Source organism: Geodermatophilaceae bacterium NBWT11 (assembly GCA_014218215.1).
In the GTDB taxonomy this organism is placed as follows: Bacteria; Actinomycetota; Actinomycetes; order Mycobacteriales; family Geodermatophilaceae; genus Klenkia.
The window spans coordinates 3,412,656-3,432,819 of record CP043652.1 but is presented as its reverse complement, the minus strand read 5'-3'; the positions used below and the strand labels follow the sequence as shown (position 1 = coordinate 3,432,819).

General features: G+C 75.3%; 18 protein-coding genes and 2 tRNA genes. 9 read left to right on the top strand and 11 right to left on the bottom strand.

The window, feature by feature from the left end:
• Position 1 precedes the first annotated feature (1 nt).
• A complete protein-coding gene (locus F1C76_16655; GenBank protein ID QNG37989.1) occupies positions 2–1,834 on the bottom strand; it encodes a hypothetical protein in 1,833 nt (610 codons plus the stop codon).
• Between the two features lie 147 nt (positions 1,835–1,981).
• Positions 1,982–3,187 carry a hypothetical protein gene (locus F1C76_16650; protein QNG37988.1) on the bottom strand — a complete coding sequence of 402 codons (1,206 nt, stop codon included), beginning with the start codon at positions 3,185–3,187 and terminating at the stop codon, positions 1,982–1,984.
• Positions 3,188–3,261: 74 nt separating this feature from the next.
• On the opposite strand from F1C76_16650, the gene F1C76_16645 reads away from it, so the two are divergent.
• Positions 3,262–3,918 carry an oligoribonuclease gene (locus F1C76_16645; GenBank protein ID QNG37987.1) on the top strand — a complete coding sequence of 219 codons (657 nt, stop codon included), beginning with the start codon at positions 3,262–3,264 and terminating at the stop codon, positions 3,916–3,918.
• 42 nt (positions 3,919–3,960) lie between these two features.
• A tRNA-His gene (locus tag F1C76_16640) sits at positions 3,961–4,036 on the top strand.
• A 62-nt stretch (positions 4,037–4,098) separates the two neighbouring features.
• Here the strand turns inward: F1C76_16640 and F1C76_16635 are convergent.
• Entirely contained in the window at positions 4,099–5,304 is a 1,206-nt protein-coding gene (locus tag F1C76_16635) for a L,D-transpeptidase (protein QNG39320.1), read from the bottom strand.
• 205 nt (positions 5,305–5,509) lie between these two features.
• On the opposite strand from F1C76_16635, the gene F1C76_16630 reads away from it, so the two are divergent.
• Positions 5,510–5,582: transfer RNA gene (locus F1C76_16630), tRNA-Lys, on the top strand.
• Between the two features lie 69 nt (positions 5,583–5,651).
• On the top strand, positions 5,652–5,999 hold the full coding sequence (locus F1C76_16625) for a hypothetical protein (protein QNG37986.1): 348 nt from the start codon (positions 5,652–5,654) through the stop codon (positions 5,997–5,999).
• Between the two features lie 6 nt (positions 6,000–6,005).
• On the opposite strand, the gene F1C76_16620 is transcribed toward F1C76_16625, so the two are convergent.
• Positions 6,006–7,163, bottom strand: a complete 1,158-nt coding sequence (locus F1C76_16620; protein ID QNG37985.1) for an MFS transporter — start codon at positions 7,161–7,163, stop codon at positions 6,006–6,008.
• 32 nt (positions 7,164–7,195) lie between these two features.
• Between F1C76_16620 and F1C76_16615 the strand changes: the two genes are divergently transcribed.
• Positions 7,196–7,732, top strand: coding sequence for a gluconokinase (locus tag F1C76_16615; protein QNG37984.1), 537 nt, complete (start codon positions 7,196–7,198; stop codon positions 7,730–7,732).
• 163 nt (positions 7,733–7,895) lie between these two features.
• Here F1C76_16615 and pruA read toward each other — a convergent pair whose 3' ends face one another.
• The gene (gene pruA / locus F1C76_16610) at positions 7,896–9,521 is read right to left on the bottom strand and encodes an L-glutamate gamma-semialdehyde dehydrogenase (GenBank protein ID QNG37983.1); all 1,626 of its coding nucleotides are present in this window, start codon (positions 9,519–9,521) and stop codon (positions 7,896–7,898) included.
• Positions 9,522–9,621: 100 nt separating this feature from the next.
• Positions 9,622–10,548 carry a proline dehydrogenase gene (locus F1C76_16605; GenBank protein ID QNG37982.1) on the bottom strand — a complete coding sequence of 309 codons (927 nt, stop codon included), beginning with the start codon at positions 10,546–10,548 and terminating at the stop codon, positions 9,622–9,624.
• A gap of 99 nt (positions 10,549–10,647) precedes the next feature.
• On the opposite strand from F1C76_16605, the gene F1C76_16600 reads away from it, so the two are divergent.
• Genes F1C76_16600 through F1C76_16590 form a run of 3 tightly spaced genes read left to right on the top strand, consistent with a single transcriptional unit; the run spans position 10,648 to position 14,834 of the window.
• Complete coding sequence (locus F1C76_16600; GenBank protein QNG37981.1) at positions 10,648–11,799, top strand: PucR family transcriptional regulator; 1,152 nt, start codon at positions 10,648–10,650, stop codon at positions 11,797–11,799.
• A 45-nt stretch (positions 11,800–11,844) separates the two neighbouring features.
• A complete protein-coding gene (locus F1C76_16595) occupies positions 11,845–12,465 on the top strand; it encodes a biliverdin-producing heme oxygenase (GenBank protein QNG39319.1) in 621 nt (206 codons plus the stop codon).
• A gap of 5 nt (positions 12,466–12,470) precedes the next feature.
• Positions 12,471–14,834, top strand: coding sequence for a SpoIIE family protein phosphatase (locus tag F1C76_16590; protein ID QNG39318.1), 2,364 nt, complete (start codon positions 12,471–12,473; stop codon positions 14,832–14,834).
• A 1-nt stretch (position 14,835) separates the two neighbouring features.
• On the opposite strand, the gene F1C76_16585 is transcribed toward F1C76_16590, so the two are convergent.
• Positions 14,836–15,957: an NAD(P)/FAD-dependent oxidoreductase gene (locus F1C76_16585; GenBank protein ID QNG37980.1), complete on the bottom strand. Its 1,122-nt coding sequence runs from the start codon at positions 15,955–15,957 to the stop codon at positions 14,836–14,838.
• 58 nt (positions 15,958–16,015) lie between these two features.
• Between F1C76_16585 and F1C76_16580 the strand changes: the two genes are divergently transcribed.
• Positions 16,016–16,990 (top strand): sensor histidine kinase, encoded by a 975-nt coding sequence (locus tag F1C76_16580; GenBank protein QNG37979.1) that lies wholly within the window; start codon positions 16,016–16,018, stop codon positions 16,988–16,990.
• Here the strand turns inward: F1C76_16580 and F1C76_16575 are convergent.
• From F1C76_16575 to paaC, 4 genes are read right to left on the bottom strand one after another with little or no spacing between them, the layout of a single operon-like run.
• Positions 16,983–17,516 (bottom strand): isopentenyl-diphosphate Delta-isomerase, encoded by a 534-nt coding sequence (locus F1C76_16575; GenBank protein ID QNG37978.1) that lies wholly within the window; start codon positions 17,514–17,516, stop codon positions 16,983–16,985. The genes F1C76_16580 and F1C76_16575 overlap by 8 nt on opposite strands.
• Before the next feature lie 40 nt (positions 17,517–17,556).
• Positions 17,557–18,633, bottom strand: coding sequence for a phenylacetate-CoA oxygenase/reductase subunit PaaK (gene paaK / locus F1C76_16570; GenBank protein QNG37977.1), 1,077 nt, complete (start codon positions 18,631–18,633; stop codon positions 17,557–17,559).
• Positions 18,634–19,140 carry a phenylacetate-CoA oxygenase subunit PaaJ gene (paaJ, locus tag F1C76_16565; protein QNG37976.1) on the bottom strand — a complete coding sequence of 169 codons (507 nt, stop codon included), beginning with the start codon at positions 19,138–19,140 and terminating at the stop codon, positions 18,634–18,636.
• Positions 19,137–20,048, bottom strand: a complete 912-nt coding sequence (gene paaC / locus F1C76_16560) for a phenylacetate-CoA oxygenase subunit PaaC (protein QNG37975.1) — start codon at positions 20,046–20,048, stop codon at positions 19,137–19,139. Before paaC ends, paaJ begins: the two co-directional genes overlap by 4 nt.
• Positions 20,049–20,164 lie beyond the last annotated feature (116 nt).

Sequence of the window (20,164 nt, the reverse complement as noted above, 5' to 3'; positions counted from 1 at the left end):
CTCAGGTCGCCTGGGCGTCCAGCTCGATACCCCCGAGGGCGAGGCCGTCCAGGCCCTCCGGGGTGCCCGCGGCAGCGGGGTCGGTCCACGAGCTCTCCACGATGGTGGCGACGTCGTCGGTCACCGCGCTCTCGTACGCCGCGCCGGAGAGCCCGTCCGGGCCGCCGGCGTAGCGCACGCCCTCGCGCAGCAGGTCGCTGATGTTGCCGGTGCCCGAGGTGTCGGTGAGGGCCAGCAGGGCCTGGGCGCGGGACGGGTCGGGCATGGTCACCCGCGCGACCGAGACGACGGCGGACTGCCCGTCGGCCTCGGCCGACCACAGCGACCGCACCAGGCCCGCGCAGTCGGAGGTGCCGAAGAACCCGGCAGCCGCGCCGTAGGAGTGGTCGGCGCAGGAGTCGTCGTAGGCGAAGGCCTGCAGCGTGTAGGTCGTGTCCCCCACCTGCTGGGTGCTGCCGACCGGCAGCCCCTCGGGGGTGGGCGGCGCGGTCGAGGTGGGGGCCACCGAGGTGGTCTGCGCGGCCGGGTCGGTGCCGCCGTCGCTGTCGTCGCCGCCCTGGGTGAGCAGGAAGCCCCCCACCCCGAGCACGACGACCAGGGCGAGCGCGGCGAGCACGACGAGCAGACCGCGCCGGCGGCCGGGGCCGGACTCCTCGTCCAGGGCGACCGGCGGGGACCACGGGGGCGGGGACTCCGACCCGTGCGCGGCGGTCGGCCGGGGCGGGGTGGCCACCGGGGGGCCACCGGGGAACAGCCCGCCGATGCCACCGCTCTCGTCCCGGGCCGGGCGCTGCTCCGGGGCGACGGGCCGGATCTGCTGGGTCTCCTGGACCGGCGGCGCCTCGTCCCGGTCGGCGAGGGCGACGGTGTCCCGGGTGGGCCGACGCAGCTGCTCGGGCAGCGGGTCCTGGGCCGAGGCGAGCGGGACCCCGGCCCGGGCGGCGGACTCCCGGCTCTCCTGGTCGGCCACCGCGGCGGCGGCGAGCGCGGCCGCGGCAGCCGGGTCGACGAGGGGGCCGTCCGGGCTGCCGACCGGCGCACCGGAGGACCCCGGCCCGGTGGCCGGCAGGTCGGTCGGGCGGTGGTCGGTCGGGCCGGCGGTGTGCGGCGAGGCCGTCGGGGCAGCCGTCCGGACGGCGGGCTGGGCCAGCGTGGCCGGGGCGAGCAGCTCCCGGCGGCGCAGCACGTAGGGCGAGTACGGGAACCCCTCGCCGTTGAGCTCCTCGACCGAGGGGCTGCGCCCGCCGACCCCGAGGGCCTCCAGCGCGGCCCGCACGTCGGCCGTCGTCCACAGCCGGGGGTTGTCGGTGCCGGCGTACCGGCTGGCCCGCGCGATGCCGAGCAGCAGGGAGCGCGGGTCCAGCAGCGCGACCTGGTCGCCCTCGCCGAGGTCGCCGTCGGCCGGCAGCAGCCCGTGCAGGTCCCCGGACAGCACCGTCAGGCGGGCGATCCGGCCGGGCTCCAGGCCCACCTTGCGCAGCCGGACGGCGGCCTCCATGCCGGCCCGCATGAGCCCGTCGAGGGTGGTCGAACCGCCCCCGGCCAGCCGCAGCACGTCGCCGGGGCCGGCACCGGGCCCGATCGTCCAGGCGCCCTCGGGCAGCGCGGTGACCACGCCGGACTGGCGGACCACCTCCACCACCCGGATGACGGCCAGGCCCTCGGGGACGAACACCACGGCGTCGGAGACCCGGCGGTTCATCGCGCCGTCGGTCAGCGGCAGCGAGGCCACCACGGCACCGCGCACGGCACCGCCGGTGTCCCAACCGGTCAGCTCCCGGAAGAAGGAGAGCTCGGCCTGGGTCTCCAGACCCGAGGGGGTCAGGGTGAGCACCGGGCCTCCTCGTCACGCACGTCGGGGGTGGCCCCTGGCGGGCTGGCGGGGAGCCACGTCGACCGGCTCGCAGCACCGGTCGGCAGAGCGGCACGGCGGCCGCGGTCGACCCCGACGGTACGACACGGGCTCCCCCGCGCCGGGCACTCAGCCCCGGGACGCGCCGCCCGGCACCGTCACACGGGCCCGCTCCGGCGGGGTGCCGACCGGTCGCCGCCACCGCGCCCAGGCCCGGCTGCCCGCGGTCCGGTCGACCGCCGTCCAGAGGACCGCGAAGCCCAGGCAGACCACCGGCGCGACCGACCACTCCCAGGGCGGGACGACCGCCCAGAACTCCTGCAGGAAGGCGGCGAGGAACACCGCGGCGGCCACCGGGACCCCGGCGATCCAGCCGGGCACCCGCCAGGTCACCGCGCAGTCGACCAGCACCGCGCCCACCAGCAGCATCACCGGCAGGACCGAGGGCGGGAAGCCGGTGGCGACGAGCAGCCCCCAGACCACGGCGCGGTAGCCCAGGTAGGCCGCGGTCAGCAGCGTCGCCGTCCAGCGCCACCGGACCACCCGGCGGGCGACGACGAGGGTCAGCAGGCCGACGCAGACCAGCCAGGCCGGGTGCACCCACGGCGGCACCGGGAGCATGAAGTCCGCCGGGGAGGAGCCCTGGGCGGCGGCGAAGTCCAGCAGCTGGGGCTCGGCGGTGGTGTTCCCGGCCCGGTAGGCGGCCAGGGAGAGCACGCCGTACTCCTGGTGCTGGTTGGGGAACAGCACGTTCTCCAGCGCGAAGAACCACAGGCCCAGGCCCACCCACAGCCGGGCCCGCCCGGGCGCGGCGTACAGCCACCACCCCCGGGCGGCGCCGGCGAGCATGACCGCCGTCCCCAGGTAGAGCAGCACGTGGCTGGGGCTCCAGCTGGTGATGTCCAGGCCGTTGACCCGGTGGTTGACGATGTCGATCGGGACGGCCAGCAGGAAGACCGCGGTGCCGGCCTGCATCCAGCGCAGCGCCCGCCGGTCCACGCCCCGTCCGCTGTAGCTGTGCACGACCACCAGGCCGACCACCAGCACGGTGCCCGCGGAGTTGAGCAGGTGCGGCGGGGCGAGGTCGTCGCGCAGCCACCGGAAGTGCCAGGAGACGTCCCAGCTCGAGCCGAGCATCTTGAGCGCGAAGGCGAGCAGCCAGCCGCCGTACAGCCAGCGCAGCTCGGTCTGGCTGGTGGCCCGCCCCGGGGCGCCGGGGGTCATCGCGTAGGCCCACAGCCACCGCACCGCGCGGACCGGGTGGCGCAGAACGGCGCGGGGCGAGGCCGGTGCGGGCGTCACCGTCGTCTGGGTCGTGCGGGTGTCGGCGGACACGGGCAGCTCCTCGGCCGGTGGCGAGCCCGGAGCGTATCGGCGCGGGGGGCCTCCGGTGCGTACTGTCGCCGGTCGTGGCGGACAGCGGAACACGGAACCTGGTCTGGATCGACTGCGAGATGACCGGGCTGGACATCGGCTCCGACGCGCTCATCGAGGTGGCGGTCGTGGTCACCGACTCCGACCTGAACGTCCTCGACGACGGCCTGGACGTGATCATCCACGCCGACGACGACGTCCTGGCCGGCATGGGCGAGGTGGTCACCAAGATGCACGCGACCTCCGGGCTGACCGAGGCCGTGCGCGCCTCCACGGTGACGATGGCCGAGGCCGAGCAGCTGGTGCTGGCCTACGTGAAGCGCTTCGTGCCCGACCGGCGGACCGCCCCGCTGTGCGGCAACTCGATCGGCACCGACCGCGGCTTCCTGGCCCGGGACATGCCCGAGCTGGACGACCACCTGCACTACCGGATGATCGACGTCTCCTCGATCAAGGAGCTGGCCCGCCGCTGGTTCCCCCGGGTGTACTTCAGCCAGCCGCCCAAGGGCCTGGCGCACCGGGCGCTGGCCGACATCCTGGAGTCCATCCGCGAGCTGGCCTACTACCGCGAGGTCGCCTTCGTGCCGGCGCCGGGCCCGACCAGCGAGCAGGCCCAGGCCGGGTCGGCCCTGGTGGTCGACCGCTACGCCCAGCTGCTGGCCGACGGACAGGCCCCCGCACCGCAGGGCTGAGTGCTCCGGTACCCTTCACGAGGCCCGTTCGCGGGCCGCACGGTGGGTGTAGCTCAGCTGGTAGAGCGCCAGGTTGTGATCCTGGATGTCGCGGGTTCAAGTCCCGTCACTCACCCCACGCACGAGAGGCCGTGACCCGGTTCGGGTCACGGCCTCTCGTCGTTCCGCGGCTGGTGCGGGTCAGCTCAGCGCGCTGCCGGCCACCCACTGGTCCCACGGGATGGCCCAGTCGTAGATGTCGCCGTCCACCGGGCCCAGGGTCGGGCCGATGGAGTTGACCACCTCGACGACGTCGCCGGGCTGGCTGAAGTCGTAGAACCACTGCGCGCGGTCGGTGGACAGGTTGATGCAGCCGTGCGAGACGTTGCTGGACCCCTGCTGGCCCACCGACCACGGGGCGGCGTGCACGAACTCCCCGTTGTTGGAGATGCGCGTGGCGTACTGCACGTCGGTGCGGTAACCGCCGGCGGCGTCCACGGCCAGGCCGAAGGTGGAGGAGTCCATCGTGATGTCCTCGTACTTCTCCAGCACGACGTGTGCGCCGTTGCGGGTCGGGTTCTCCGAGCTGCCCGCGCTCATCGGGTAGGTCTGCACGACCTGGTCGCTGTCGTAGACGGTGAGGGTGTGCGTGCCGGCGTCGGCGACCGAGACGTGCTTCTCGCCCACGGTGAAGGTGACCGTGCGGTCCTTCTCGCCCCAGATGCCGTCGCCGGTGTCCACGCCGTACAGGTCGGCGTCCAGCGTCACCGTGGTGTTCGCCGGCCAGTAGGTGGAGGGGCGGAAGTGCACCTCGCTGCTGCTGACCCAGTTCCACCGGCCGTCGGTCGGGGTCGAGCTGGTGACCAGCAGGTGGCTCTCCACGGCGGCCTGGTCGGTGACCGGCTGGTCGAAGAACACCCGGATCGGCATGCCGACGCCGACGGTGGTGCCGTCCAGCGGGCCGATCGAGGGGGTGGTGACCGAGGCCGGGGTGACGGTGGAGAACGTCGTCGAGGCGTCGGTCTCCGCGTCGTCGGCGTTGGTCGCGGTCGCGTCGACGGTGTAGGTCGTGCCGTAGGCGAGCGGGTCGGTCGGCGTCCACACCGAGGTGGTGGCGCCCGGGGCTGCCGTCGTCGGCGCCGCGGGGTCGGCCGGGGCCTCCGCGACAGCGCCGGGGACGACGGTGCCGGCAGCGTCGGTCACGGTGACCTCGCCGATCGCCCCGTCGATCACCGCGAGCTGCACCGGCGTGGTCGGGGAGACGTCGGCGGTGCCGTCGGTCGGCGAGACCGCCAGCTGCGCGGCCGGCGCGTCGCTCGTGGGGGCGCTGCTCCCGTCGGCCTGCCCCGAGGACGACGAGCCCCCGGTGCACCCGGCCACCAGCATCAGCCCCCCGGCCACCGCCACCGCGGCCCACCGCTGTCGTGCACGCACCCCTGCCCCCAGCCGGCGCCGGTCGGGCACCCGGGGCGTTCCCGGTACCGACCACACGCCGCTCACCAGTGTCCACGCCGATGCTGACAAGTCACTGTCACCGCGTGTCCGACCCCACGGTGCCGTGACCCCTGGGGCCGGTGTAGTGTCTTCGGAGTCGCTGCACCACCGCGACGCCGCGCCATTAGCTCAATTGGCAGAGCAGCTGACTCTTAATCAGCGGGTTCGGGGTTCAAGTCCCTGATGGCGCACCCACCCCAGTCCGGCCCCGCTTCGGCGGGGCCGTTCTGCGTTCGGGGCAGGCCGACGGAGGAGACCGGATGAGCACCGCAGCAGAAGGCCACCGACGCGCCGAGGAGCACCTCGCACTCGCCGCGGCCGGGGACACCGAGGGCGCCCAGCGGGTGCTCGACGAGGCCGTCGACCTGCCGGCGATGACCTACCTGGGAGCTGCGTTCACCGCGGTCTCCCGCGGTGGCGCCCGCGAGCTCTCCCCCGCCCAGCGGGCCCAGGCCACCGGCCGGCACATGCGGATCAGCGCGCTGCGCGACAGCGCCCGCCGCGACCCGGAGGCGCTGCGCACCTGGCTGGCCGCCTCGGCCGCGGAGGCGGTGTTCGTCCGGCAGATGCAGGCGAACACGGCCGCCCGGGCCGCCGGGACCGCCTGACGCGGCTCAGCCCGGCCGGGTGACCCGCACGGCCAACGGCAGGACGAGCACCAGCAGCGCGGCGAGGACGGCGTAGGCGAGGTCCAGCCCGACCGCCGCGGCGACGACCCCCACGACGAGGGCGCCCACCCCGGTGCCGGCGTCGAACGAGGCGTTCCAGACCGCGCTGGCCGTCGTCGTCCCCCGCTCCCCGGCCCGGGCCATCGCGACGACCAGCGAGGTGTTCTGCACCCCGCCGTAGGAGAGCCCGAACACCGTCGCGCCGAGGAGCACCAGCGCGTCGACGTCCAGACCGAGGGCCAGCACCACCAGGCCGGCCACACCGACCAGCAGCGACGCCGGGAGCAGCACCCGGGTGCCGACCCGGTCGGCCAGCACTCCCCCGCCCCAGCGGGACAGCGCGCCGGTGATGCCGAACAGCAGCAGCGCGAGCGTGGCGATGAGCCCGTCCGGGCGGGCGATCGGCAGGAACGTGACCAGCCCGGCGCCGGCGAGGGTGACCACGAGGAGCACCAGCGCCGGTGGCGCAGCGGCCCGTGCGGCCGGGCCGGTGGGGTCACCCGAGGGGGCGGTGACCGCGGCCGGGACCGCGCGGACCAGGGCGGGGACGGCGAGCAGGCCGAGCACGGGCAGGGTGGCCAGCGCGACGACGACGAGCAGGTGCCCGGACAGGACGAGCGCCACCCCACCGGGCACCGCGGCCAGGGTGGGCAGCCCGAGGGCGAGGCCGTACAGGCCGAGGGACTCCCCGCGGCGGGCCACCGGCACCGCCCTCGCCGCGATCGTGGCGCCGAGCACGGTGATCACCCCGAAGCCGGTGCCGCGCACCCCGGAGACGACCGACAGCCAGACCAGACCGTCGCCGAGCAGGTACAGCGGCGCGGGAGCGCCCAGGGAGAGCAGTCCACCGGCCAGCACCGGGCCGAGGCCGAAGCGGGCGACCAGCCGGGGCACGACGAGCTGGGTGAGCACCGTCGCGGCGAGGAAGACGGTGGTGACCAGCCCGGCCCCACCGACCCCCGCGCCGCCCTGGACGGCGTAGGAGGGCAGCGCGGAGAGGGTGACGGCGTAGCTGGTGAAGCCGAGCACGGAGGCAGCCAGCAGGGCGCGGACGGCGGGCAGACGCCACACCGGGCCCGTCTGCTGCTCTGCTCCCCCGTCCATCGGCGTCGTCGAGCATGCCGCAGACTCAGGAGATGCCCGACGCCGCCCTCCCGCCGTCCACCACCGTCGTCGTGATGGGGGTGTCGGGGACCGGGAAGTCGACGGTCGGCGAGCAGATCGCCCAGCGGCTGGGCTGGGAGTTCGTCGAGGGCGACGACCTGCACCCCGAGGCCAACGTCGCGAAGATGCGCTCGGGCACCCCGTTGACCGACGAGGACCGCTGGCCGTGGCTGCGCGCGGTGGCCGCCGCCATCGGGGAGCACGAGGCGGCGGGCCGGAGCATGGTCATCACCTGTTCGGCGCTCAAGCACGAGTACCGCGACCTGCTCCGCGAGGGCCACGACTCGGTCTGGTTCGCCCACGTGGACACCCGCGAGGAGGTCCTCGTCGAGCGGCTGCGCACGCGGACCGGCCACTACATGCCCGGATCGCTGCTGGAGAGCCAGCTCGCCACCCTCGAGCCCCTGACCGACGACGAGCCCGGCCACCGCTACGACGGCGAGGGCTCCATCGAGGAGACCGTCCAGACCCTCCTCCGCGAGCTCGCCGAGGAGCGCGGCACGTCCTGACGACGGGAGGGGCGAGGCACGAGCCCCTCCCCGAGGAAGGACTCGTCCCCGTCCCGCCGACGGGCGGGGCCGAGGAACGAGGTCCCCTCCCCGAGGCGGGACCAACCACGCTCAGCGCAGCCGGGGCACGGCTCCTGGCCGCGGTTGGAGGCCGGAGGCCGACCTACGCCATGTGCGGGTAGCGGTGGTCGCGGGCGGCGTCGAACGTCTCCTTGACCACTCGCGTCGACGTCCAGCGCTGCAGGTTCTGCGCGGCGCCGGCCTTGTCGTTGGTGCCCGAGGCGCGGGCACCGCCGAAGGGCTGCTGGCCCACGACGGCGCCGGTGGGCTTGTCGTTGACGTAGAAGTTGCCCGCGGCGTTGCGCAGCACGCGTGAGGCGTGTGCGATCGCCGCCCGGTCGCGGGCGATCACGGCCCCGGTGAGCGCGTAGGGCGCGACGGACTCCATCTGGTGCAGCACGGTGTCGTAGTCGGCGTCGTCGAAGACGTGCACGGCGAGCACCGGGCCGAAGTACTCGGTGCGGAACACCTCGTGGGTGGGGTCGGTGCCCTCGATCAGGGTGGGCCGGACGAAGAAGCCCTCGCTGTCGTCGGCGGTCCCACCGGCCACGACCGACAGGGAGGAGTCCGAGCGGGCCCGGTCGAGCACCCCGGAGAGCTTGCTGAAGCTCTTCCGGTCGATCACCGCGCCCAGGAAGTTCGAGAAGTCGGTGACCGGCCCCATCGGCAGCGAGTCCACGGTGTCCACCAGGTCGTCGCGGACGCGGTCCCACACGCTGCGCGGGACGTAGGCCCGGGAGGCCGCCGAGCACTTCTGGCCCTGGTACTCGAAGGCGCCGCGGACCAGCGCGGTGCGCAGCACGTCGACGTCGGCCGAGGGGTGCGCGACGACGAAGTCCTTGCCGCCGGTCTCCCCGACGATGCGCGGGTAGGAGCGGTACTCGGCGATCCGGGTGCCCACGGTGCGCCACAGGTGCTGGAACACCGCGGTCGACCCGGTGAAGTGGATGCCGGCCAGGTCGCGGTCGGCGAGCACCACGTCGGAGACGGCGACGCCGTCCCCGGGCAGCATGTTGATCACGCCGTCGGGCAGGCCGGCGGCCTCGAGCAGCCGCATGAGCTGGTGGGCGGCGAACTGCTGGGTGGGTGCGGGCTTCCACACGACGGTGTTGCCCATCAGCGCCGGCGCGGTGGGCAGGTTGCCGGCGATGGCGGTGAAGTTGAACGGGGTGACGGCGTAGACCGGGCCCTCGAGCGGGCGGTGGTCGATCCGGTTCCAGACCCCCGGTGAGCTCACCGGCTGCTCGGCGTGGATCTGCCGGGCGAAGTGCACGTTGTAGCGCCAGAAGTCGGCCAGCTCGCAGGCCGCGTCGATCTCGGCCTGGTACGCGGTCTTGGACTGCCCGAGCATGGTGGCGGCGTTGAGCGTCTGCCGCCACGGTCCGGCGAGCAGGTCGGCGGCCTTGAGGAAGACCGCGGCCCGGTCGTCCTGGGAGAGCTCGGCCCACCCGGGGGCGGCGGCCCGCGCGGCGGCCAGCGCGTCGGTGGCGTCGGCGGCGGTGGAGTGCGCCGACGTCCCCAGCACCTGGGCGTGGGCGTGCGGGGCGACGACGTCGAAGGACTCCCCACCGGCCATCCGCTGGACGCCGCCGATGGTGGCGGTGAGCTCGGCCGGCGCGGCGGCGAGCCGGGTCAGCTCGGCCTGCAGCTCGGCGCGCTCGGGAGAGCCGGGGGCGTACTGCAGCACCGTCTCGTTGCGCGGGCTGGGGACCTGGGTGATGCCGTCCACGGGAGAAGCAGCTCCTTGGGATCGAGTGGTGGCGCGGCCGCCCTTCAGGGGCCCGCGGCGAGCGTGCGAGTCGTGGGGGGAAGGGGGGTCCTTCCCTTCCTCAGGATCGGGTGAGCAGGGATCGGACGAAGAACTGGACGTTGGCAGGGCGCTCGGCCAGCCGGCGCATGAAGTAGCCGTACCAGTCGGCGCCGTAGGGCACGTAGGCCCGCACGGTGTGCCCCTCGTGGGCCAGCCGCTGCTGCTCGCCGGTGCGGATGCCGTACAGCAGTTGGAACTCGTGGCTGTCGGCGGCGCGGCCGGTCTCGGCCACCAGCTCCAGCGCGAGGGCGATCATCGCGGGGTCGTGGGTGCCGGCCATCGGGTACCCGTCGCCCCGGTAGAGCGTGGTGAGACAGCGCCGGTAGGCGGCGTCGACGTCGGCCTTCTCGGTGTGCGCGACGGCGGCCGGCTCGGCGTAGGCACCCTTGACCAACCGCACCCGGGAGCCGGCGACGGCGAGCGCGCGGGCGTCGTCCTCGGTGCGGTGCAGCGCGGCCTGCAGCACCGCGCCGGTGCCGGGGTGGTCGCGGCGCAGCTCGGCGAGCACGGCCAGCGTGGAGTCCACGGTGCGGTGGTCCTCCATGTCCAGCGTGACCGTCGTGCCGATCGCGGTGGCGGCCTCGACGACCGGGCGGACCAGCTCCAGGGCCACGTCGTGTCCGCCGGGCAGCGCCTGCCCGAAGGCCGACAGCTTCACCGACACCTCGGCCGCCCGCCCCAGCCGCAGCGGGGCCAGGCCGTCGAGCAGGGCGAGGTAGGCGTCCCGCGAACGGGTGGCCTCGGCGCGGTCGGTGACGTCCTCCCCGAGGTGGTCCAGGGTCACCGCGAGGCCCTCGGCGCGGAGTGACTCCACGGCGGCGAGGGCGTCGGGGAGGGTCTCCCCGGCCACGAAGCGGTCGACGACGCGGCGGGTCACCGGGGTGCCGACGACGGCCCTGCGCAGGGCCGGACGGCGGGACGCGGCGAGCAGGGCCTGACCGAGCACGGTGACCTCCGGGGGCGGGGTGGTGTGCCGACGACGCTAGGAGCGCGGACCGCGCGGGCACCAGCGACAGACGTCCGGACTCCTTCGTACGATCGTCTGATGCGGGACGACCTCCAGGACCTCGTTGACGAGGTGTCGAGGCTGCTGGGCGCGCCCGCGACGCTGGAGGACCCGGACTTCACCCTGCTGGCCTTCTGCGCCCAGGGGGAGGACACCGCCGGCACGGCCCTGGACGCCGTCCGCACCCGGTCGATCCTGACCCGCGGCTCGCCCGAGGCCACCCGGCGCTGGTTCACCGACTTCGGCATCGCCGCGGCCACGGCACCGCTGCGCACCCCGGCCGACCCGGTCGCCGGGATCCTCACCCGGCTCTGCCTGCCGGTCCGGCACCACGGCCGGCTGCACGGCTGGCTGTGGCTGCTCGACGAGGGCCGCACCGACACCACCGACGCCGACTCCCCCGCCCTGGCCGCGGCGATGGCGCTGGCCGCCCGGGCCGGCGCGCTGCTCGCGGCGACCCGCCCGGGCGCCGACGACCTGCCCGCGACCCTGCGCACCGCCCTCACCGGCGACGCACCGGCCGCGGCAGCCCTGGGGGTGGCGCTGGGCCCGGACACCCCGGTCACCGTCGTGGCGCTCCGCCCGGCCGGCCCGCTCCTGCCGGGCTGGACGCCCCCGGGGGCCGGCGCCGTCGGCGTCGTGACCGGCCGGTGGGTCGCGGTGCTCCTGCCGTTGCCGGGCACCGCCGACGCACGGCCCGCCGGGGCACTGACCGCGGCTGCGCTGCGTGACCTGCCGGCGGGCAGCACGGCCGGTGTCGCGACCGCGCGCCTGGGCTGCAGCGCGCTGACCGTGCAGTGGCAGGAGGCCCGGGACGCCGCGCGGGTGGCGGCGGTGGAGCCGCGGCTGGCTCCGGTCGCCTCCTGGTCGGAGCTCGGGGCGTGGCGGCAGGTGGTCCGGCTCGACGGCCCGGACCCGGCCTTCGCCGCGCTGCTGGCCGACCCGGTGCTCAGCCGCACCGCCGACGTCTGGCTGGACGCCGCCGCCTCCCCGCAGCGCGCAGCCGCCCTGCTGACCGTGCACCGGCAGACGCTGTACTACCGGCTGGGCCGGATCGCGGAGCTGACCGGGCTGGACCTCGCCGATGGGGCCGACCGGCTGGCGCTGCACCTCGCCGTCCGGGCGGCCCGGCTGGGCGCCCCCGCGGCGGACCCGGCGCGAGCGGACCGCCCGGCGCCGGTGGTGCCCTAGGGTCTGCTGGTCGTGGCACGGAACGGGACGGCGGGCGTCGACGTGATGCTGGCCCTGCGCACCGGCACCGCCACCGAGCACCAGCAGCTCGAGGACTCCCTCGACCTGCTCGACCCGGCTCTCGACGCGGCCCGGCTGGGGCACGTGCTGGACCGGATGCACGGGTTCTGGGTCGCCGCCGAGGCCGGCCTGGACGACTGGGCGGCCGCCGACCCGGACACCGCCACCGCGCTGGACTGGCCGGCCCGGCGCCGGGCGCACCTGTTCGCCGCCGACCTGGCCGCCCTGGGCCGGGCCCCGGAGGGCGACGCGCCGGCGCTGGACCCGGTCGTCGACACGGCCACGGCGCTGGGGCGGCTGTACGTGCTGGAGGGCTCGACGCTGGGCGGGCAGTTCATCGACGCCCACCTGGCCACGCTGCCGACGCTGGCCGGCGCGGCACGGCTCCACGCGTTCTCCCCCTACGGCGAGCGGACCGGGGCGATGTGGGCGGCGTTCCGCCGGGTCGTGCGCGACCGGCTCGCATCCGGCCCGGACGCCGACACCGCCGTGTCAGCCGCACGCCGTACCTTTCACGGACTGGCCGCGTGGTGCACCGACGTAGAGCAGCCTGCGTCGCACCCGGCCGTCCCGTCGTCGTCCCCTCCGGGAGGTGTCCCCGCGTGACCGATCTGCGCCCGTCGCCGTGGCTGGACCCGGAGACCCCGGTCGACCTCACCAACTGCGAGCGCGAGCCCATCCACGTGCCCGGCAGCATCCAGCCGCGCGGGGTGCTGATCGCGGTCAGCGAGCCCGACCTCGTCGTCGAGCAGGTGTCGGAGAACCTCGCCGACGTCACCGGGGTGGACTGGACCGCGGCGCTGGGCCGGCCGTTGGCCGACGTGCTGGGCACCGTGCCCGCCCAGGCGGTGGCCCGGTCGGCCGCGGCCTTCGGCGACCTGCGCGAGCGCAACCCGGTCGAGCTGACCCTGGACCTCGACGGCAGCCCCGTGCCGGTGGACGCGATCCTGCACCGCGCCCTGCACGGCGAGGCCGGCCCGCCCATCGGGGTGCCCGAGGCCGCGGACGCCCCGGCCAGCAGCCTGGTGATCGAGCTCGAGCCCGCCTTCGGCCCGCGCCCCTTCAGCTTCCCGAACACCTACCAGGCCGTCCGCGGGACCATCGCCGAGCTCAACCGCGCCACCGACCTGCAGGAGCTCTACGACACCACCGTCGCCGCCGTCCGCAGCCTCACCGGGTTCGACCGGGTGATGCTCTACCGGTACGACGCCGAGTTCAACGGCGAGGTCGTCGCCGAGGCCGCCGCCGGCCACCTCGAGCCGTTCCTCGGGCTGCACTACCCGGCCTCGGACATCCCGCCGCAGGCCCGGGCGCTGTACGAGAAGAGCTGGATCCGGCTCATCTCCGACGTCTCCTACCTCCCGGCCCGCCTGCACCCGGTCGCCCACCCGGCGACCGGTGAACCGCTGGACCTGACCTACTCCACGCTGCGCAGCGTCTCCCCGCTGCACGTGGAGTACCTGCACAACATGGGCGTGCGCTCGTCCATGTCGATCTCCCTGCTGCGCGACGAGAAGCTGTGGGGCCTCATCGCCTGCCACCACTACTCCGGACCGCACGCCCCGCCGTACGCCACCCGCGCGGCCGCGGAGTTCCTGGCCTCCACGCTGTCGCTGCGCCTGGTCGACCGCGCCGCCGAGGAGGAGGTGCGCCGGGCGCTGCGGGCCCGGTCCACGCTGGCGTGGCTGACCGCGGCCACCCTGGACGAGGACCGCCCGCTGGCCGAGTCGCTGCTGGGCACCCCCGACCTGCTCGACCTGGTCGAGGCCGACACCGTCGTGGTGCACCTGCAGGGCCGCACCGCCGTGCGCGGTGCGCCGCTGGACCCGGGCACCGCCGCGGCGATCGCCGGTTGGGCCGCCGACCAGCACGTCGACGTCGCCCACTCCGACGCGCTGCCCGCCGTCGCCCCGCAGCTCGACGTGCCCCGTCACCTGGCGTGCGGCGCGCTCGTCGTGCCGCTGCCGGACGGGCAGTACGTCCTGTGGGCCCGGGGCGAGCACCTGCGCACCGTCGACTGGGGTGGCGACCCGCGGGCCAAGGTGATCACCCTGCAGGAGGGCGAGGACGTCCGCATCTCCCCCCGGAAGTCCTTCGCCCGCTGGCAGGAGGCCGTGCGCGACCGGTCGCAGCCGTGGACCCCCGAGGAGGTCACCGAGGCCACCGCGCTGCGCACCAACCTGCTCGAGGCGCTGTACGCCCGCAGCCGCCGGGTGGCCCGGGCCGCGGAGACGCTGCAGCGCAGTCTGCTGTCCGAGCCCCCGCAGCCCGACCACCTGCAGATGGCCGTGCGCTACGTGCCCGCCGCCCGCGAGGCCCAGGTCGGCGGCGACTGGTACGACGTGTTCACCCAGCCCGACGGGGCGACCGTGCTCGTCATCGGCGACGTGGTCGGCCACGACGTGGAGGCCGCGGCGGTCATGGGCCAGCTGCGCGGCCTGCTGCGTGGGATCGCCTTCGACGCCGAGGTCGGACCCGCGGGCGTGCTGAGCCGGTTGGACCGGGCGATCGAGGGCCTGCGGGTGGCCGCGATGGCCTCGGTGCTCGTCGCCCGGCTCGAGCAGACTGACGAGGAGCGCGAGCGCGGCGTCAGCCGGATCCGCTGGTCCAACGCCGGCCACCTGCCCCCGCTGGTGCTCCCGGCGTCCGGGGACGCCGTGCTGCTGGGCACCGACACCCGGGCCGACCTGCTGCTCGGGGTCGCCCCGGGGACGACCCGGCACGAGCACGAGGCCGTGGTCGAGCGCGGATCCACCGTGCTGCTGTACACCGACGGGCTCGTCGAGCGCCGGGACCAGGTGTTCGACGAGGGCATCGCCCGGTTGCTGACCGAGATCGCCGGGCACGGCGAGACCCCGGTGGAGGAGCTGGTCGACCTGCTGCTGGAGCGGATGCTGCCCGACCGCGCGGAGGACGACGTGGCGCTGCTCGCCGTCCGGCTGCACGAGCAGGACCGCCCGCGCCCCGACCGCTGAGTCAGCCCGCCAGCGTGGCGAGCAGCTCCCGGACGGCGGACCGGCCGGCCCGGTTCGCCCCGATCGTGCTCGCCGAGGGCCCGTAGCCGACCAGGTGCAGCCGGGGCTCGCCGACGACCGTGGTGCCCTCGACCGCGATGCCGCCGCCGGGGGCCCGCAGGTGCAGGGGCGCCAGGTGCTCCAGGGCGGCCCGGAAGCCGGTGGCCCACAGCACGACGTCGACGTCCAGCGTGCGGGCCGGTGACCCGTCGACACCGTCCCAGGCCAGTCCCGCGGGGGTCATCCGGTCGAAGACCGGCAGCGCGTCCAGGACGCCGCGCGCCCGGGCCCGGCGGACCTCGTCGGTGACCGGCAGCCCGGTCACGCTGACCACGCTCGCCGGGGGCAGCCCCGCGCGGACCCGCTCGGCGACCATCGCGACCGCGGCCCGGCCGGCGTCCTGGTCGAAGTCGTCCTCCCGCCAGACGGGGGGACGACGGGTCAGCCAGCTGGTCGTGGTGACCTCGGCGATCTCCACGAGCAGCTGCAGCGCCGAGATGCCCCCGCCGACGACGGCCACGTGCTGCCCGGCGAACTCCGCCGCCGTCCGGAAGTCCGCGGCGTGCAGCTGCCGGCCGCCGAAGGTCTCCCGACCGGGGTAGGCGGGCCAGAACGGGCGGGACCAGGTGCCGGTGGCGTTGACCAGCCCACGGGCGGTCCACTCCCCTGCCGACGTCTCCAGCCGGTAGCCGTCGTCGGTGCGTGTGACCCGGCGGACCGCGACGGGACGGTGCACCGGGAGCGAGTAGTGCTCCTCGTAGGCCGCGAAGTAGCGGGCCATCGCCACGGAGGCCCGCTCGTCCGGGTCCCCGGTGAGCGCCATCCCGGGCAGGTCGGCGATGCCGTTGGCGCGCTCGAGCCGCAGCGAGGCCCACCGGTGCTGCCACGCTCCGCCGGGCCCGTCGTCGGCGTCCAGGACGACGAAGTCGGTGCCCGCACGGTGCAGCGCATACGCCGCCGAGAGGCCCGCCTGGCCCGCTCCGACGACCACCACCTCCGCGTGCACGGCCGGCGCAACACCACCGACGGTCCGGTCATGCCCGACCCCGCGGGGGGAGCCCGGCGGAACGGTGTCCAACGCCATGGTTGCGCGCGCCACCTGCGGGCATGACCGGACAGTGCTGCAAGGGCGAGACGTCACCGTGTCGGGTGACCCCTCGGTCGGTTACCGCCACGTGGGGTGCCTCGGCACCGTCGACGCCCCGACGACCACGGCGCTGGCCGACCACCTCCGCCCCCGGCTCGAGGCCGGTGACCCGCTCGTGCTGGCCTGCTCGGCAGCCCTCCGCGACGCCCTCCAGGCCCGTCTGCCCTCCGGTGCGTCCGTCGCCGTGGTCGACGAGGACGTGCTCGGCGGGCGGACGTCGGACGCCCTGGCCGGCTACACCGCGCTGATCGACGAGCACGCGCCCGCGGCGGGCTCCCGTCTGCTGCTGGTCACCGACAGCTCGCACGGCTCCGGCCGCCTCGCCTGGCTGCAGACCGAGGCGCTGCTGAACCACGTGCTGGCCGACCGGGCGCTGGACCACGTCTGCCTGCTCGACCACGCCGACCTCGGTGACGACGTCGACCGCGCGTCCTCCTGCCACCCGCGGCTGCTCCGGGTCGACGGCGTGGTGGCCAACGCCGGGTACCGCGAACCGGCCGACCTGCTGCGGGAGCTCGGCCGCGTCGATCTGGCCGACCCGCTCGAGGACGCCCCGCCCACCCTCGCCCTCCAGGACGTCAGCGACATGCGGGTGCTCCGCCGGGCGCTGCAGGGCCTGTTCGCCGACGGTCCGCTGCCCGCCGACGACGCCGAGGACCTGGTGCTGGCCATCGACGAGGTCGTGGCCAACGCCGCTGAGCACGGTGTCCCGCCCGTCGACGTGCGCCTCTGGGTGACCCCGGAGCAGGTGCTGTGCGTGGTCAGCGACCACGGGCCCGGCTTCGACGAGCCGCTCACGGGCTACGGCCCGGCCCACGGTGGCGACCTGTCCGTCGGCGGGATGGGGCTGTGGCTGGCCCGCCGGGCGGTGGACTCGATGACCACCGGACCGCTGGAGGCCGACGGCGAGGGCTGCGTCGTCCGGTTGTCGATCGACCCGCGGCTGCGCTCGGCCGACCGGGTCAGCTGACGGGGACGGCCCCGGCCTCCTCGATCAGCCGGGCCTGCTCCCGGCACCACGGGGACCAGGCGTCGCCCTCGACGTCCTGCCGGGCCCGGAAGGCCGACCAGGACAGCAGCTCCCAGTCGCCGACCTCGTCGTCGGCCGGGCGCGGGTCGCCGTGGAACACCCCGACGTACACCGGGCAGATCTCGTTCTCCACGACCCCGGCGAACTCCGCCCGGTACCGGTAGCCCGGGAGCACCGGCTCCAGGGCGGTGACGGTGAGGCCCAGCTCGTCGTCGGCGCGGCGGGCGATGGCAGCCCCGTCGTCCTCACCGGGACCGGGGTGCCCGCAGACGGTGTTGGTCCACATCCCGGGGAAGGTCTGCTTGACCTGGGCCCGGCGGGTCACCAGCAGCCGACCGGCCTCGTCGAAGAGGTAGGCCGAGAAGGCGCGGTGCAGAGGGGTCTCCCCGTGGTGCACGAGCCGCTTGGGCATCGTGCCGACCTGCCGGCCGTCGTCGTCCACGAGCACGATGAGTTCTTCGGCCACACCGCCATCGTCCCACGACGCTGCCCGGCGACGTGCTCGCTCAGGCGTCGAAGTCCACGGTGACCTGGTCGGACAGCGGGACGGTCTGGCAGGTGAGCACGTAGCCCCGGGCGACCTCGTCGGGGTCCAGGGCGTAGTTGCGGCGCATCTCGACCTCACCCTCGGTGACCTTCGCCCGACAGGTGCCGCAGACCCCGCCCTTGCAGGCGAACGGCAGGTCCGAACGCACCCGCTGGGCGCTGTCCAGCACCGGCACGTCCTGCTCCAGGGACAGCGTGGTCGACCGGCCGTCCAGCACGATCGTGACCTCGCTGGTCGGTCCCTCCGCCCCCTTCTCCTCCCGGCGCACCGGCTCCGGCGGCGCGTCGTCGACGAAGAAGAGCTCCTGGTGCACCCGTTCCCTAGGCACCCCCAGCTCGGCCAGCAGGTCCCGGGCCTCGGTGACCATGCCGTGCGGCCCGCACAGCCACCAGTGCTCCACGTCGGGCACGTCGACCAGCGCGGCCACCAGGGTGCGCAGCCGCTCGCCGTCCAGCCGACCGCTGGTCACCTCGGCGTCGCGCGGTTCGCGGGAGAGCACGTGCACCAGCTGCAGCCGGTGGCCGTAGCGGTCCTTCATGTCCGCCAGCTCGTCGGCGAACATCACGGTGTTGGTGCGCCGGTTGCCGTAGAACACGGTGACCGTGGACTCGTCGTCCTTCAGCACGCTGCCGGCCAGGCTCAACACCGGGGTGACCCCGGAACCGGCGACGACGAACACGTGGTCGGCCGCGGTGGACAGGTCGGCGGTGAAGGTGCCGCTGGGGGGCAGCACGTCGATCTGCTGGCCGGGGCGCACCTCGTTGACCAGCCACGCCGAGAAGTAGCCGCCGGGCACCTCGCGCACCCCGACGCGGGGGGCCTCACCGACCGGCGCGCAGATCGAGTACGACCGGCGCTCGTCGCGGTCGCCGTCGACCCGGCGCAGGGTGAGCGCCTGGCCGGGGGCGAACGCGTAGTCCTCGGCCAGCTCGGCGGGGACGTCGAAGGTGACCGCGACCGCGTCATCGGTGAGCTGGTCGACGCGGGCGACGGTCAGCGGGTGGAACTGCGGGCGGCGACGCGCGGGGGCGCTCACTCAGATCTCCTTGACGTGCTCGAACGGCTCGCGGCAGGTGCGGCAGCGACGCAGTGCCTTGCAGGCGGTGCCGCTGAACTCCGAGAGCTCCTCGGTGTCCGCGGACCCGCACAGCGGGCAGGCCGCGGTGCGCCGGGTGGGGCCCAGCGACAGGGGCACGGGCCCGGCGGCGCGGACGGGGGCGTGCCCGGGCGGGGCGATGCCGCCCTCGGCGAGCTTGCGCCGGCCGTCCTCGCTGATCCAGTCGGTGCTCCACGGCGGGGACAGCACCGTGCGGACGTCCACGTCGGCGAACCCGGCCCGGTGCAGGGCGTGCACCAGGTCCGCGCGCATGACGCCCATCGCCGGGCAGCCGGAGTAGGTCGGGGTGATGGTGACGACCACGGTGCCGTCCTCGGCGGTGCGCACGTCGCGCAGCACGCCGAGGTCGGCCAGCGTCAGCATCGGGAGCTCGGGGTCGGTGACCGTCTCGGCGACGTCCCGGGGGTCGGTCAGCACGGCGCTCACCAGGTCGCCGCCGGGTGCTCGCGGGCCAGGCCCTGCAGGGTCGCCAGCAGCGGGGCCAGCTCGGCGGTGTGCTGCCCGGCGCGCCCGGGGCTGGGGCGTTCGGTCGGCCACGGGGGGACGGCGAGGGTGGCGCGCTCGAGCACCATGGTCAGCACGCCGCGCACCTCCTCGCGCACCCCGGCGGGGTCGACGGCGACACCGGCGGCGGTCAGCCGGGTCTCCACCTCGGTGGCGGTGAACAGGTCGGCCAGCAGCGGCCAGACGGCCTCCACCCCGGCCTGCGCCCGGCGGTGGGACTCCGGGGTGCCGTCACCCAGGCGCAGCACCCAGCGGGCCGCGTGGTCGCGGTGGTAGGTCAGCTCGGGGACGCCCTTGGCCGCGATCGCGGACAGCACCGGGTCGCGGGACTCCCGCAGCTGGGCGAACAGCGCCAGCCGGAACGTGCTGGCCACGAGCAGCCGGACCATCGTCTGGGCGAAGTCGCCGCCGTCGGCCTCCACGAGGTGGTGGTGCACGAACTCGTCGGCGTCCCGGAAGTAGGCCAGCGCGTCCTCGTCGGGGATCGAGTCGGTCGCGTGCTCCCGGCTGCGCCCGAGCACCCCGGCCGAGCCGGCGCGGGCCAGCAGCAGCCGGGCCTGCCCGAGCAGGTCCAGCCCGCAGTTGGCGATCGCGACCTCCTCCTCCAGCTCGGGCGACCGGGTCGCCCACTCGGTCAGCCGCTGGCACAGCACGAGCGCGTCGTCCCCGAGCATCAGGCAGTAGGCACCCAGGTCAGCCGCGTCGACCCCGTCGGGGACCGTGGTGTCCACGCCGGCCAACGGATCGTCGAACCCGGTCCCGAACGCCCACTGCCCCTCCCCCCCGTGCGCGGTGTCCAACGCGTCGTACACGGTCTCTTCGTGAGCCACCGCGGTGCTCCTTCTTCCATGGGCCAGTCGGCCACGCGCCCGGAACGGGTGCGGGCACTGCGGCCCCCTCGTAGGGGCCCCGACTCCCGAGGAACGAGGGAGGTGGGGGGACGAGG